Below are 13567 nucleotides of genomic sequence, written 5' to 3'. Positions count from 1 at the left end.
TCCAGCGCCGATGGTAGTTGGGGCCAGCGCCCCTGCAAGAGTAGGTCGCTGCTAGGCGGAAAACAGAGCACCTCATTGTGCATGACGCGCAATGGGGTGCTTTTTATCAACCCGCGCTGGGAAGCCTTCACTCCCGCGCGTTCGTGCAGGTGGGAGAGCATTCAATCATTTGGCTTGACCCAAAACTTATGCATTAAATATTCGTTTAGCAGCAGGGGCACTTTGTCCGCCGATATGGAAAGAAATTGAAGAATAAAAATGTACGCCTTGCTTGAGTAAGAGTGAAGAAGTTCGCTCCACCACTCTGTTTCGTAGCGGGAGATCATGCTCAAATTGTACAGCAGCAAATAATGGGCATGGATTTCCGGGAGCGCAAAGATTTTTTCCTTCTTCGTTGGGATATGGTATGTTCCGTTCGAATGGAATAAAAACGGCCCTTCCTTAATCGGCGATAGCGGCGATTCCATCTTGAAATAAAGAAATTCCCCTTCCTCCTTGGCGAATGTCAGCTGTTTTTCGTGCCCTTCCTCGCTCATGTACTGGATGAAGCGGAGCTGCGACATATGGTAATGGTCCAAAATCGCCTTCGGAATGGCCAGCATGGGCGGTGAAACCGTATGTACGACCGGCAACGACAATGGCTTTTTTCGTTCGCTTAAACAAAAAAATGTTTCGTGCAGTTCGCAGATTCGTTGCAACAGCATGCCCATGCGAAATTTTTCCCCCGCCTCTTGTTTCACATGAAACATTTTTTCAGAAAAATGAGTGAACAAACCGTTTTTTTGGATTTTGACTTCGTCATCTAAAAATTCATAGCCTTGTTTTTTGCGCTTTCTCGTTGACACTCCATGGGCTAAAACGGATGTCGATTCAGGATAGTCCGGATCGACGGTGAGCAGGCACGCCTTTATCAGCTGCACCATGCCATAAAACAAAAGAACCGGTTTAATGGACAATGGCGACTGCCTGGCGGCGGCATAAAAGTTTTGCCCATGCTCCAAATAATATAAAAATGGATAACAGTTTGTATAACTGCGCTGAACAGCGTCTTCCCGTTGTTGCTGTTTGTAGCATTGCAGCAAAAAGCGCTGGGCGACGTCAGCGGAGCGGAAAATAGAAAAGTTGACAGCTTTACCGGGATTTCCGAACATTTTTACCCCCCTTGCCATGGAATTGTAAGAAGATAACTGAAAAGTTGGACATTTTTTTGATTCCTTGACAGTAGTTTAACCAGTTGTTAAGCTACTAATAATATTTCCGGACAAGGGGGAGAAAACATGTGGGAAGCGAAATTCGCAAAGGAAGGCTTGACGTTTGATGATGTTCTTCTCATTCCAGCAAAATCGGACGTGCTGCCGCGTGATGTTGATGTCACGACGAAGTTAAGCGATACGCTCCAGTTGAACATCCCAATCATTAGCGCCGGCATGGATACAGTAACCGAAGCGGAAATGGCTATTGCGATGGCGCGTCAAGGCGGTCTTGGCGTCATTCACAAAAACATGTCGATTGAGCAACAGGCGGAACAAGTCGACAAAGTAAAGCGGTCAGAGCGCGGTGTTATTACGGATCCGTTTTTCTTAACGCCTGATCATCAAGTGTATGATGCGGAACATTTAATGAGCAAGTATCGCATCTCCGGCGTGCCGATCGTCAACAATGCCGAGGAACAAAAGCTTGTCGGCATTATCACGAACCGCGATTTGCGCTTTATTCAGGATTACTCGATTAAAATTTCCGAGGTAATGACGAAGGAGAACTTGATTACAGCCCCGGTAGGGACTACGTTAGAAGAAGCGGAAAAAATTTTGCAAAAGCACAAAGTGGAAAAATTGCCTCTCGTCGATGAAAATGGAGTTCTAAAAGGGCTTATTACGATTAAGGACATCGAAAAGGTGATCGAGTTCCCGAATTCGGCGAAAGATGCGAAAGGGAGGCTGATTGTCGGGGCGGCCGTCGGGGTGACGGCGGACACGATGATTCGCGTCAAAAAGCTTGTTGAGGCAGGGGTTGATGTCATTGTCGTTGACACGGCGCACGGCCATTCGAAAGGCGTCCTAGAGACGGTGGCCAACATCCGCCGCCAATACCCGGACTTGAACATCATCGCCGGCAATGTCGCGACAGCTGAAGGGACGCGCGACTTGATTGAGGCTGGGGCGAACATTATTAAAGTCGGAATCGGTCCGGGGTCCATCTGCACGACCCGGGTTGTCGCCGGGGTTGGTGTGCCGCAAATTACGGCGATCTATGACTGTGCGACTGAGGCGCGCAAACATGGCGTCCCGATCATCGCTGACGGCGGCATTAAATACTCTGGCGACATCGTGAAGGCGATTGCCGCCGGAGCTCATGCGGTCATGCTCGGCAGTTTGCTCGCCGGCGTCTCGGAAAGCCCAGGCGAGACGGAAATTTACCAAGGCCGCCGCTTTAAAGTATACCGGGGCATGGGGTCGGTCGCGGCGATGGAGCGCGGCAGCAAAGATCGTTATTTCCAAGAAGACGCGAAAAAGTTTGTCCCGGAAGGCATCGAAGGGCGTGTGCCGTACAAAGGGCCGCTCGCCGATACGATTTATCAGCTTGTCGGTGGCTTGCGCGCCGGTATGGGCTATTGTGGAACGCGGAACTTGGATGAGCTGCGGGAGAAAACGCAATTTGTCCGCATGACGGGCGCAGGGCTTCGCGAAAGCCATCCGCATGACGTGCAAATTACGAAAGAAGCGCCGAACTACTCCGCGTTTTGATCAAGGCTGCGTCCATCAGCCTAACTTTGACGGAGACAGATTCTCCGTCTATTTTTTTGGCCGCCTGTATGTTACAATAACGGTTGTGTGAGGAGGGTTTCGATGTGAAGAGGAAACGAAAGTGGTTGTTTTGGCTGCTGTCTGTTTGTCTTTGCTTAACACTATGGCCGTTTCAACAGACGGCGAAGGCGGAAAGCGCTCCGCTTGACATCCGGGCGGACGCCGCGATTTTAGTGGACGCGAAGACGGGAAGAATTTTATATGAGAAAAACATTGATACGGTGCTTGGCATTGCCAGCATGACAAAAATGATGACCGAGTATTTGCTTCTTGACGCCGTTAAGGCGAAACGTGTCAAGTGGGATCAGACGTATACGCCGAGTGAGTATGTGTACCGGTTGTCGCAAGACCGGGCGCTGTCCAACGTTCCGCTGCGCAAAGATGGCAAGTATACAGTGCGCGAACTGTACGAGGCAATGGCCATTTATTCGGCCAATGGGGCTACGGTCGCGATTGCGGAAATCATTGCTGGGTCAGAGAAAAATTTCGTGAAAATGATGAATGAAAAAGCGAAACAGCTCGGGTTGAAAGATTATAAATTCGTGAATGCGACAGGGTTAAGCAACGAAGACTTAAAAGGATTCCACCCGGAAGGGACAAACTCGGATGAGGAAAATGTCATGTCTGCGCGGGCCATGGCCACCCTTGCCTACCGGCTGCTGAAAGACCATCCAGAGGTGCTGGAAACGGCGAGCATTCCCCATAAAATGTTCCGAGGAGGAACAGAGGACGAAATTAAAATGGACAACTGGAACTGGATGCTGCCAGGGCTTGTGTACAAATACGAAGGGGTAGACGGGTTGAAAACCGGCTATACGGAATTTGCCGGCAACTGTTTCACCGGGACGGCGAAGCGGAACGGCGTCCGCCTAATTTCCGTCGTGATGAATGCCAAGGATGCAAGCGGAAAAACGACGAAAGAGGCGCGTTTTAAGGAGACAGAAAAACTATTTAACTATGGATTTCGTCAATACTCGCTCCAAACGCTCTATCCGAAAGGGTATCAGCTGAAGGGGAAAGAGACGATTCCAGTCGTGAAAGGGAAGGAAAAAGAAGTTCGCGTCGCAACGGCGAAAAAGCTGTCTCTGCTCGTCAAAAATGGCGAGGAAAAACAGTACAAGCCGGTTTATGTATTGGATCAGAAAAAAATGACGAAAGAAGGAAAATTGATCGCTCCGTTGAAAAAAGGAGAGACGGTCGGATATATGACGCTTGAATACAAAGGCGATGACTCGCTCGCGTTCTTAAGCCCGGACATGCAAAAAAACATCCGGGTGCCGCTCGTTACGACAACCGAGGTGGAGAAAGCCAACTGGTTCGTTCTCTCGATGCGTGCGATTGGCGGACTGTTTGCTGATTTATGGACAAGCGTTGCCAAAACGGTGAAAGGTTGGTTGTAACGCTGCTCCCCGGTTAAGGGGGGCTTTTTTCCATTGTGATTTTTGTAAAAATTGAGGTAAAATGAAACAGTGGAATCATCCTTTTGCGTATATAGCAAAGCATAAGGATAGGAACAGGGGGAATCAACGTTGGCATTGACAGGTACAGACCGCGTCAAACGCGGCATGGCGGAAATGCAAAAAGGCGGCGTCATTATGGACGTCGTCAATGCGGAGCAAGCGAAGATTGCTGAGGCGGCAGGGGCTGTCGCAGTCATGGCGCTCGAGCGCGTCCCGGCAGACATTCGCGCCGCTGGCGGTGTCGCGCGCATGGCTGATCCGACGATCATTGAAGAAGTGATGAACGCTGTATCAATCCCAGTCATGGCAAAAGTGCGCATCGGGCATTATGTGGAAGCGCGCGTCCTTGAGGCGCTCGGCGTCGACTATATTGACGAAAGTGAAGTATTGACGCCGGCTGATGAAGAGTTCCATATTGACAAACGGCAGTTTACGGTCCCATTTGTATGCGGTTGCCGCGACTTAGGAGAGGCCGCCCGCCGCATTGCTGAAGGGGCATCGATGTTGCGGACAAAAGGGGAGCCAGGGACAGGAAACATCGTCGAGGCCGTTCGCCATATGCGCAAAGTCAACGCGCAAATCCGCAAAGTTGTCAGCATGAGCGAAGACGAACTTGTCGCCGAGGCGAAACAGCTTGGGGCTCCGGTTGAAGTGCTGCGTGAAATCAAACGGCTTGGCCGCCTCCCGGTCGTCAACTTCGCCGCTGGCGGTGTCGCGACACCAGCTGACGCCGCGCTCATGATGCACTTAGGCGCCGACGGTGTCTTCGTCGGTTCGGGCATTTTTAAATCGGAAAATCCGGAAAAATACGCTCGTGCGATCGTTGAAGCGACGACTCATTATGAAGACTATGAGCTGATCGCCCATCTATCGAAAGGGCTGGGCGGCGCAATGCGCGGCATCGATGTCGCGACACTGCTGCCGGAGCATCGGATGCAAGAACGAGGCTGGTAAGCCGGACAAAGGAGCAAGATCACAATGAAAATAGGTGTACTCGGACTGCAAGGAGCTGTGCAGGAACATGTCCGCGCCATCGAGGCGTGCGGCGCCGAGGCGGTCGTCGTGAAGAAACCGGAGCAGCTTTCGGGACTCGACGGACTCGTGCTCCCGGGCGGCGAAAGCACAACAATGCGGCGCCTCATGGACCAGTACGGATTGATGGAGCCATTGAAGCAATTTGCCGCTGATGGCAAGCCGATGTTTGGGACATGCGCCGGGCTCATTTTGCTGGCGAAACGAATCGTCGGGTATGATGAGCCGCACTTAGGCCTGATGGATATTACGGTCGAGCGGAACTCGTTTGGGCGGCAGCGGGAAAGCTTTGAGGCGGAGCTGTCGATCAAGGGGGTTGGCGACGGGTTTGTCGGCGTCTTCATCCGTGCTCCGCACATTGTCGAGGTCGGCGACGGGGTCGATGTCCTCGCGACATACAATGACCGCATTGTCGCGGCCCGGCAAGGCCAGTTTCTTGGTTGCTCGTTCCATCCAGAGCTGACCGACGATCATCGATTGATGCAATACTTTCTCAACATGGTCAAAGAAGCGAAAATGACGTCAAGCCTTAAGTAAAGTGATCAAGCGAAAGCGATGAGAGGAACAAGCAGCAGACCCCCTTTCTTTCAGAGAGCCGGTGGGTGGTGCAAACCGGCAGGAAGCGCCTGTGAATCCATCCTCGAGCAAAACGTTGAACGCCAAAGCGGGTCAGTAGGCGTTTTCGGCAGCCGCCGTGAACGGCAAAAAGGGAAGGCATTACAAGCCTTCAATAAGGGTGGCACCGCGGGGTCGCTCCCGTCCCTTTTGGGGACGGGGGCTTTTTTATGTATAATATTGAATGGAAAAGGAGGTAAAAGCCATGCTGGATGTGAAAATATTGCGCGCCCAGTTTGAAGAAGTGAAAGAAAAACTAATGCAGCGCGGCGGAGATTTGGCGAACATCGACCGGTTTGAACAGTTGGACAAAGAACGCCGCCGTTTGATTGCTGAGGTGGAAGAGCTAAAAAGCAAACGCAATGATGTGTCGCAGCAAATTGCCGCCCTTAAGCGCGAGAAAAAGGATGCGGAGCCGCTGATCGTCCAAATGCGCGAAGTCGGCGACCGCATTAAGCAAATGGATGAGCACATTCGCCAACTGGAAGAGGAACTCAACGCCCTGTTGTTATCGATTCCAAATATTCCGCATGAATCCGTACCGGTCGGCCAGTCGGAAGAGGACAATGTCGAAGTGCGGAGATGGGGGGAGCCGCGTTCGTTTTCGTTTGAACCGAAACCGCATTGGGATATCGCCGACCAGCTTGGTCTGCTTGATTTTGAGCGGGCGGCTAAAGTGACAGGAAGCCGGTTTGTGTTTTATAAAGGGTTGGGCGCCCGGCTTGAGCGGGCGTTAATCAACTTTATGCTTGACATCCATCTCGATGAATTCGGCTATGAAGAAGTGCTGCCCCCCTATTTGGTGAACCGGGCAAGCATGATTGGAACCGGGCAATTGCCGAAATTTGCCGAGGATGCGTTTCATTTGGACAGCGAAGACTATTTTCTCATTCCGACAGCGGAAGTGCCGGTGACGAACTTGCATCGCGATGAAATTTTATCTGCAGATGATTTGCCGCTTTACTATGCAGCGTACAGCGCCTGTTTCCGCGCTGAAGCTGGTTCGGCCGGCCGCGACACAAGAGGGCTCATCCGTCAGCATCAGTTCAACAAAGTGGAGCTTGTTAAGTTTGTCAAACCGGAAGATTCATACGAGGAACTGGAAAAATTGACACGGCAGGCGGAAACGATTTTGCAGCGGCTCGGGCTTCCGTACCGCGTTGTCGCCTTGTGCACGGGTGATCTCGGCTTTTCAGCAGCGAAAACATACGATATTGAAGTATGGCTGCCAAGCTACGGCACGTACCGGGAAATTTCATCGTGCAGCAACTTTGAGGCGTTTCAAGCGCGCCGCGCCAACATCCGCTTCCGTCGCGATCCGAAAGCGAAACCGGAATACGTGCACACGTTAAACGGCTCAGGGTTGGCCATCGGCCGAACGGTCGCCGCTATTTTGGAAAACTACCAGCAAGAAGATGGATCGGTCATCATCCCAGAGGCGCTCCGCCCATACATGGGCAACCGGGACGTCATCCGTTAAAATCGTTGGTTGACTTTTCCCGGCAGCCGTGTTATAGTGAATGACGTTGGCGGCGGAGAAAAAGAGGCGGCGGACGCCGGCCTCGAATGCTTCTCTGCCAAAGCGATAAAGAACAGTACTGACGCGCATAAGAGGAGATTGTCATCTGAAACGGCTGATCGGAATCGCCGTTTCCAGCCATAAAAAAACCCGCCGGGAGAAAGGCGGGTTTTTTTATCTCTTTGGCGCGGGCGTCCTTATCTTTTGACGACTGCAAACTGGTCGGAAAGGAGCAGCCAGTTTTGCGGGAAATCGAGGCCCAGTTTCCAATAGCTGACTCCGCGCAGGCCAAGTTCTTTCACGAGATTGAATTTTGCCTGAATGGAGCGGGCGTCCTCAAACCATACTTCGTGCTCGCGCCCGTTTTCATCGCGGTAGCGAAAATGCGGCGCCTGCGCCTCGGTGTCGTATTCAATCGCGACGTTATACCTCGCGGCGAGGGCGATGGCCTGCTGCGGGCTGATGGCGCGGGCGTACGGTCCGCCCGGTACGTACGGCAGTGTCCAATCATAACCATACAAATTTTGCCCCATTAAAATCTTTCCGGGAGGCATTTCCGAGACGGCGTACTTGAGGACACGGCGGACAGGGCCGATGGGGGAGACCGGCATCGGCGGACCGCCGCTGTAGCCCCACTCATACGTCATTATGACGACAAAGTCGGCAATTTGTCCATGGGCGCGGTAGTCATGGGCTTCGTACCAACGTCCGCGCTGGGTGGCGCTCGTTTTTGGCGCCAGGGCGGTCGACATCATCCATCCTTCCCGTTCAAATCGCCGTTTCGCTTTGCGCAAAAAAGCATTATATGCTTCTCGGTCTTCGGGGCGCAAATATTCGAAATTAAAATGGATGTCGCGCAAGCCATACCGTCTGGCGGCGGCGACAATGTTGTCGAGCAGGCGGTTTTGCAGCGTTTCATTCGTCAAAATAAGCGCGCCGAGCTCATCGCTGAACTGCCCGTTTTCAATGTTGGCGACAACCATCACGAGCGTGACGCGGTTGGCGCGGGCGATGGCGGGAAAGTCGTCAAGCGGAGGCTCTTGGAGTGTCGCGTCGCGCCGAATGGCAAAATAAAAGGGACTTAAATACGTTAAATGTGGAGCGGCTTCGCGGGCGCTTGCTTCCAACGCCGGACTGACGGTCGCACCGCGCGGTTCAATATAGGCGTTAAACTCCGCTCTCCGCTTGGCTCCGGGCGGAATGTAAAGACGCTGGCCGACCCGCAATGGCGCATTTAACGAGAGGCGGTTCACTTCCGCGAGACGCTGCATCGGAATGGAAAACCGGCGGGCAATCGACCATAAACTGTCTCCGGGTTGCACCCAATAAAAACGACCGACGATCGGAATCACGAGCGCCTGACCGACGACAAGACGGTCGGGATTTGGCAGCTTGTTCGCCCGAACAATGTCCTCGACCGTCGTTTCATATGCTTTAGCGATCCCGCTTAACGTTTGTCCTCTCTGTATGACATGGATCTGCATCGCTTGACCTCCTAGTTGCGTCTTCATTCTCCATATTTTATGATGGAAAAGAAAGAGAAATGACCGTTTGTGCAAAGGGGTATATGATGAGCAACGATGAGTATTACATGAAGTTGGCGATTGAAGAAGCAAAAAAAGCTGAACGGATCGGCGAAGTGCCGATCGGGGCCATCATCGTTCAAGACGGCCGCGTCATCGCCCGCGCCCATAATTTACGGGAAACGGAACAGCGCGCGATCGCCCATGCGGAGGTTTTGGCCATTGACGAAGCGTGCCGGGTGACCGGCTCATGGAGGCTTGAACGGGCGGTGTTATACGTGACGCTTGAACCGTGCGCCATGTGCGCGGGGGCCATCGTTCTTTCCCGCATTGAGCGGGTCGTATTTGGAGCTAGCGACCCAAAAGGGGGATGCGCCGGGACGTTAATGAACTTATTGCAGGAAAGCCGGTTCAACCACCAGGCTGAGGTTGCAAGCGGTGTGTTGGCGGAGGAGTGTGGGGCGCTGCTGAGCGGCTTTTTCCGCCGATTGCGCGAACAAAAGAGAAATGTTGGCGGAAGTTCCAACTAAAATTCGGCCTGTGTACATTGCATTTTCCCTATAAACGCGCTATACTGATAGTGCCGTGCTAAGCGGGGAGGTAGCGGTGCCCTGTACTCGCAATCCGCTCTAGCGAGGCTGAATCCCTTCTCGAGGTTAGTCTGTTGTGAGGCCTGTCTCAAGTAAGTGGTGTTGACGTCTGGGTCCCGCGCAATGGGATTCCGTGAACCCTGTCAGGTCCGGAAGGAAGCAGCAGTAAGCGGATGCTCCCATGTGCCGCGGGGGCGCCTGGGCTGAGCCAACTGCTTGAGCAACGCTCGGGGCAGCTAATCGACAGAAGGTGCACGGCCTTACATAAGCAGCAAGAGGGTGTCCCAAAAGCAATGGGACACCCTTTCTTCATTGACAAGATGCAGAGGCAATTTGCTTCGGCAACACGATCATATTGTATCTCTTTTAATAGAGAGACGATCTTTTGGGACAGCCTCTTTTTATTTTAAAATAGGGCAGAACGTTATATAATAGTGGAGATGAGAGGAAGAGGAGGGCCGTTTTCCGTGGCATACCAAGCGTTATACCGTGTTTTTCGGCCGCAGCGTTTCGCGGACATGGTCGGCCAAGAACACGTGACGAAAACGTTGCAAAGCGCCCTGCTTCAACATAAAATATCGCATGCCTACTTATTTTCCGGACCGCGTGGGACAGGCAAAACGAGCGCGGCGAAAGTGTTCGCCAAGGCGGTCAACTGTGAACAGGCCCCGGCGGCCGAGCCGTGCAATGAATGTCCCGCTTGCCTCGGCATTACAAACGGAACGATTCCCGATGTGTTGGAAATTGACGCCGCTTCCAACAACCGCGTCGACGAAATCCGCGACATCCGTGAAAAAGTGAAATTTGCGCCGACCTCGGTCCGTTATAAAGTGTACATTATCGACGAAGTGCACATGCTGTCAATCGGCGCGTTTAACGCGTTGTTGAAGACGCTTGAGGAACCGCCCAAACACGTCATTTTCATTTTGGCCACCACCGAGCCGCATAAAATCCCGGCGACGATCATTTCCCGCTGCCAACGGTTCGATTTTCGCCGCATCCCGCTGGCCTCCATCGTTTCGCGGTTGAAATATGTGGCGAACGCCCAGGGCGTAGAAGCATCCGACGAGGCGCTGTCGGCTATCGCCCGCGCTGCCGATGGAGGGATGCGCGACGCGCTCAGTTTGCTTGACCAGGCGATTTCATTCAGCGATGGGAAGCTTCGGCTTGATGACGTGCTGGCGATGACCGGAGCGGCATCATTTGCCGCGTTGGCTGATTTCATTGCCGCCATTCATCGGAAAGATACAGCGGCTGTTTTGCAACAGTTTGAAGCAATGATGGCGCAAGGAAAAGATCCGAATCGTTTGGTTGAAGATTTGATTTTGTATTATCGCGACTTGTTGCTGTACAAAACGGCCCCTCATGTGGAAGGAGCCATCCAAATTGCGGTCGTTGACGAAGCGTTCACCTCGCTTTCGGAAGCGATTCCTCTTTCCGATTTGTACGGAGCGATTGAGCTGTTGAACAAAAGCCAGCAGGAGATGAAGTGGACGAACCACCCGCGTCTTCTCCTCGAAGTGGCGCTCGTCAAGCTTTGCCATCAGCCAGCGGCTGCTGCTCCATCGCCGACCGCTTCTGAACTTGGGCCATTGATCAAGAGGATTGAAACGCTGGAAATCGAGCTGCGCCGCCTAAAAGAGCAGGCGCCTGCCGTCCCGCCGGAGGCGCCTTCTGCGAAAAAAACGGCGAAAGCGGTGAAAACCGGGGGATATAAAGCACCGGTCGGCCGCATTTACGAATTGTTGAAGCAGGCGACGCATGAAGACTTAGCCTTGGTGAAAGGCCGCTGGGCCGACGTACTTGATGCGCTGAAGCGGCAGCATAAAGTGTCGCACGCCGCTCTCTTGCAGGAGAGTGAACCGGTCGCAGCAAGCGCTTCAGCATTTGTGTTAAAGTTTAAGTATGAAATTCACTGCAAGATGGCGACCGACCCGGCGAGTTCGGTCAAGGAAAATGTCGAAGCAATTTTATTTGACCTGACGAACCGCCGTTTTGAAATGATCGCCATTCCGGAAGAGGAATGGGGGAAAATAAGGGAAGAATTTATCCGCAGCAAAGAAGCGAAAGCGGAAAAAAGCCAGGAAGACCCGTTGATCGCCGAAGCGAAACGGCTGTTTGGCGAGGAATTGATTGAAATCAAAGAATAAACGAATTGAAGGAGGATGCCAACCATGATGCGTGGCGGAATGGGAAATATGCAAAAAATGCTGAAGCAAATGCAGAAGATGCAAAAAGAAATGCAAAAAGCACAGGAAGAGCTGGCAGAAAAAACAGTGGAGGGCACGGCAGGCGGCGGCATGGTGACGGTCATCGCCAACGGCCATAAACAAATTTTAGAAGTGAAAATTAAAGAAGAAGTCGTTGACCCGGACGATATTGAAATGCTCCAGGATTTAGTTTTGGCAGCGACAAACGATGCACTCAAAAAAGCTGATGAGCTGGCCAACGATATGATGGGGCAGTTTACGAAAGGACTCAACATTCCAGGGCTGTTCTAGGGGGAAGCTATGCATTATCCAGAACCGTTATCCAAACTGATTGACAGTTTTATGAAATTGCCCGGAATCGGTCCAAAAACGGCCGCCCGCCTCGCGTTTCACGTGCTGGCGATGAAAGAAGACGTTGTGCTTGAATTCGCCAAAGCGCTCGTCGACGTAAAGCGGCATATTCATTATTGCACGATTTGCGGGCATATTACAGATGCGGACCCTTGCTACATTTGCAAAGACGAACGGCGCGACCGGACGACCATTTGTGTCGTCCAAGACCCGAAAGATGTCATCGCTATGGAGAGAATGAAAGAATACAATGGCTTGTACCATGTGCTGCATGGAGCCATTTCTCCGATGGAAGGCATCGGTCCGGAGGACATTAAGATCGCCGAGCTGCTGGCGCGGCTGCAGGATGAGACGATCCAAGAAGTGATTTTAGCGACTGACCCGAACATTGAAGGGGAAGCGACAGCGATGTATATCTCACGCCTGCTCAAACCAACAGGAATCAAGGTAACCCGCATCGCCCACGGCTTGCCGGTAGGCGGCGATTTGGAATATGCGGACGAAGTGACGTTGTCAAAAGCGTTGGAAGGACGCCGCGAACTGTAGAGAGAAAGAAGGTGGGGATCGGTTTGTTATGGCGGCGGAAGGGGAAATTAAAAAGACAATTTGACGAAAAGTTGATGGCCGAACTGCAACAAGCAAGAGCGGAGTGGTTTGAACAAAAACAGCTCATTGAAAAAAGCGTTGACCCGTCTCGAGAGGTGCTGAGCGCGCTCCAACTGGCGGAGGCCAAGTATTTTTTTCTTCTCCGCGAAGCGAAGCACCGTCGTGTTACACTGAAGGAAGTGCGTTGACTTCCTTTTTTTGTTCTTTTTTCCCCCAAGGTGCATATGCTTGTAGTACAAGCATAGAAGGGGGCATGAAACGTTGGAGCCGAAAGTGGTGATTACCGTATTGTTGGCGCTCATTGCCGTGCTGCTCGTTGTTGGCGCCCGCCTTAAGGCGCTTCGCTTTATCGGCCATGCCGCTATCCGCCTGATCGTCGGGGCGCTGGCGCTGTTTGTCATTAACGCGATCGGCGGGCAGTTCAGCATTCATATTCCGATTAACCTTATCACCTCGCTCGTTTGCGGATTTCTTGGCCTTCCAGGGGCTGCGGCATTAATTGTGATTGACCAATATATTCTGTCATGATTCATAATGAAAAGGCATCGTCTAGTCAAAATGCCTTTTCATTTTTTTATGAAAAACTATTGACTTTTGTATAGATATAAAGTATATTAATAAACGTCGCTGTTCATAAAAAACATGTTGACAGCGAATTGGACAGTAAGTATAATAATAAAAGTGCGCAACACTAAATCGAAAGCTCCTTGAAAACTAAACAAAACGCAAGCGTCATGAAAAAAAACTTCGGCCGCATTGGCCGAAGCAAAAGCCAATCAACTTTCTTTGGAGAGTTTGATCCTGGCTCAGGACGAACGCTGGCGGCGTGCCTAATACATGCAAGTCGAGCGGACCGA

The 13567-nt window shown here is 52.1% G+C and carries 13 protein-coding genes, 1 rRNA gene, 1 other RNA gene and 1 other annotated feature; of the genes, 13 read left to right on the top strand and 2 right to left on the bottom strand.

Annotated elements, in window-relative coordinates; all coding sequences use genetic code 11:
* Window positions 1-161 precede the first annotated feature (161 nt).
* The gene (locus CV944_RS15030) at window positions 162-1151 is read right to left on the bottom strand and encodes a YaaC family protein (protein WP_100664465.1); all 990 of its coding nucleotides are present in this window, start codon (window positions 1149-1151) and stop codon (window positions 162-164) included.
* A 126-nt stretch (window positions 1152-1277) separates the two neighbouring features.
* Between CV944_RS15030 and guaB the strand changes: the two genes are divergently transcribed.
* From guaB to serS, 5 genes are all read left to right on the top strand, one after another.
* Complete coding sequence (gene guaB, locus CV944_RS15025) at window positions 1278-2744, top strand: IMP dehydrogenase (RefSeq protein ID WP_047817616.1); 1467 nt, start codon at window positions 1278-1280, stop codon at window positions 2742-2744.
* Window positions 2745-2848: 104 nt separating this feature from the next.
* Entirely contained in the window at window positions 2849-4204 is a 1356-nt protein-coding gene (locus CV944_RS15020; RefSeq protein WP_100664464.1) for a D-alanyl-D-alanine carboxypeptidase family protein, read from the top strand.
* A gap of 129 nt (window positions 4205-4333) precedes the next feature.
* Window positions 4334-5218 (top strand): pyridoxal 5'-phosphate synthase lyase subunit PdxS, encoded by an 885-nt coding sequence (gene pdxS, locus CV944_RS15015; RefSeq protein WP_033008824.1) that lies wholly within the window; start codon window positions 4334-4336, stop codon window positions 5216-5218.
* A gap of 24 nt (window positions 5219-5242) precedes the next feature.
* Window positions 5243-5833, top strand: a complete 591-nt coding sequence (gene pdxT, locus CV944_RS15010) for a pyridoxal 5'-phosphate synthase glutaminase subunit PdxT (protein ID WP_100664463.1) — start codon at window positions 5243-5245, stop codon at window positions 5831-5833.
* 9 nt (window positions 5834-5842) lie between these two features.
* Window positions 5843-6063 (top strand) — a binding site (T-box leader).
* Between the two features lie 53 nt (window positions 6064-6116).
* On the top strand, window positions 6117-7391 hold the full coding sequence (gene serS / locus CV944_RS15005; protein ID WP_033014225.1) for a serine--tRNA ligase: 1275 nt from the start codon (window positions 6117-6119) through the stop codon (window positions 7389-7391).
* 236 nt (window positions 7392-7627) lie between these two features.
* Here the strand turns inward: serS and CV944_RS15000 are convergent, their stop codons facing one another.
* Window positions 7628-8914, bottom strand: coding sequence for a glycoside hydrolase family 18 protein (locus tag CV944_RS15000; RefSeq protein WP_100664462.1), 1287 nt, complete (start codon window positions 8912-8914; stop codon window positions 7628-7630).
* 86 nt (window positions 8915-9000) lie between these two features.
* Here CV944_RS15000 and tadA point away from each other — a divergent pair, with 86 nt between their 5' ends.
* The 8 genes from tadA to CV944_RS14960 form a co-directional block, all read left to right on the top strand.
* Entirely contained in the window at window positions 9001-9483 is a 483-nt protein-coding gene (gene tadA / locus CV944_RS14995; protein ID WP_047817618.1) for a tRNA adenosine(34) deaminase TadA, read from the top strand.
* 53 nt (window positions 9484-9536) lie between these two features.
* Window positions 9537-9801: signal recognition particle sRNA large type (gene ffs / locus CV944_RS14990), an RNA gene on the top strand.
* Window positions 9802-10010: 209 nt separating this feature from the next.
* A complete protein-coding gene (gene dnaX / locus CV944_RS14985; protein WP_033008837.1) occupies window positions 10011-11693 on the top strand; it encodes a DNA polymerase III subunit gamma/tau in 1683 nt (560 codons plus the stop codon).
* A 27-nt stretch (window positions 11694-11720) separates the two neighbouring features.
* Window positions 11721-12044 carry a YbaB/EbfC family nucleoid-associated protein gene (locus CV944_RS14980; protein WP_375153696.1) on the top strand — a complete coding sequence of 108 codons (324 nt, stop codon included), beginning with the start codon at window positions 11721-11723 and terminating at the stop codon, window positions 12042-12044.
* A 9-nt stretch (window positions 12045-12053) separates the two neighbouring features.
* On the top strand, window positions 12054-12650 hold the full coding sequence (recR, locus tag CV944_RS14975) for a recombination mediator RecR (RefSeq protein ID WP_033008839.1): 597 nt from the start codon (window positions 12054-12056) through the stop codon (window positions 12648-12650).
* Between the two features lie 23 nt (window positions 12651-12673).
* Window positions 12674-12898, top strand: coding sequence for a YaaL family protein (locus CV944_RS14970; RefSeq protein WP_033008840.1), 225 nt, complete (start codon window positions 12674-12676; stop codon window positions 12896-12898).
* A gap of 73 nt (window positions 12899-12971) precedes the next feature.
* Window positions 12972-13238, top strand: a complete 267-nt coding sequence (locus CV944_RS14965) for a pro-sigmaK processing inhibitor BofA family protein (protein WP_100664461.1) — start codon at window positions 12972-12974, stop codon at window positions 13236-13238.
* Window positions 13239-13493: 255 nt separating this feature from the next.
* A 16S ribosomal RNA gene (locus CV944_RS14960) occupies window positions 13494-13567 on the top strand; the annotation flags it as partial.

It is taken from the genome of Geobacillus sp. WSUCF-018B (assembly GCF_002809985.1).
Lineage (GTDB): Bacteria > Bacillota > Bacilli > Bacillales > Anoxybacillaceae > Geobacillus > Geobacillus thermophilus.
The sequence above is the reverse complement of the archived record's forward strand: the minus strand, read 5'-3'. Positions and strand labels throughout refer to the sequence as shown.

Excerpts from the sequence above, each read along its gene's own strand:
- CV944_RS15030 (WP_100664465.1), bottom strand. The coding sequence starts at position 1,151 with ATGTTCGGAAATCCCGGTAAAGCTGTCAACTTTTCTATTTTCCGCTCC.
- guaB (WP_047817616.1), top strand. The coding sequence starts at position 1,278 with ATGTGGGAAGCGAAATTCGCAAAGGAAGGCTTGACGTTTGATGATGTT.
- pdxT (WP_100664463.1), top strand. The coding sequence starts at position 5,243 with ATGAAAATAGGTGTACTCGGACTGCAAGGAGCTGTGCAGGAACATGTC.
- serS (WP_033014225.1), top strand. The coding sequence starts at position 6,117 with ATGCTGGATGTGAAAATATTGCGCGCCCAGTTTGAAGAAGTGAAAGAA.
- CV944_RS15000 (WP_100664462.1), bottom strand. The coding sequence starts at position 8,914 with ATGCAGATCCATGTCATACAGAGAGGACAAACGTTAAGCGGGATCGCT.
- tadA (WP_047817618.1), top strand. The coding sequence starts at position 9,001 with ATGAGCAACGATGAGTATTACATGAAGTTGGCGATTGAAGAAGCAAAA.
- CV944_RS14980 (WP_375153696.1), top strand. The coding sequence starts at position 11,721 with ATGCGTGGCGGAATGGGAAATATGCAAAAAATGCTGAAGCAAATGCAG.
- recR (WP_033008839.1), top strand. The coding sequence starts at position 12,054 with ATGCATTATCCAGAACCGTTATCCAAACTGATTGACAGTTTTATGAAA.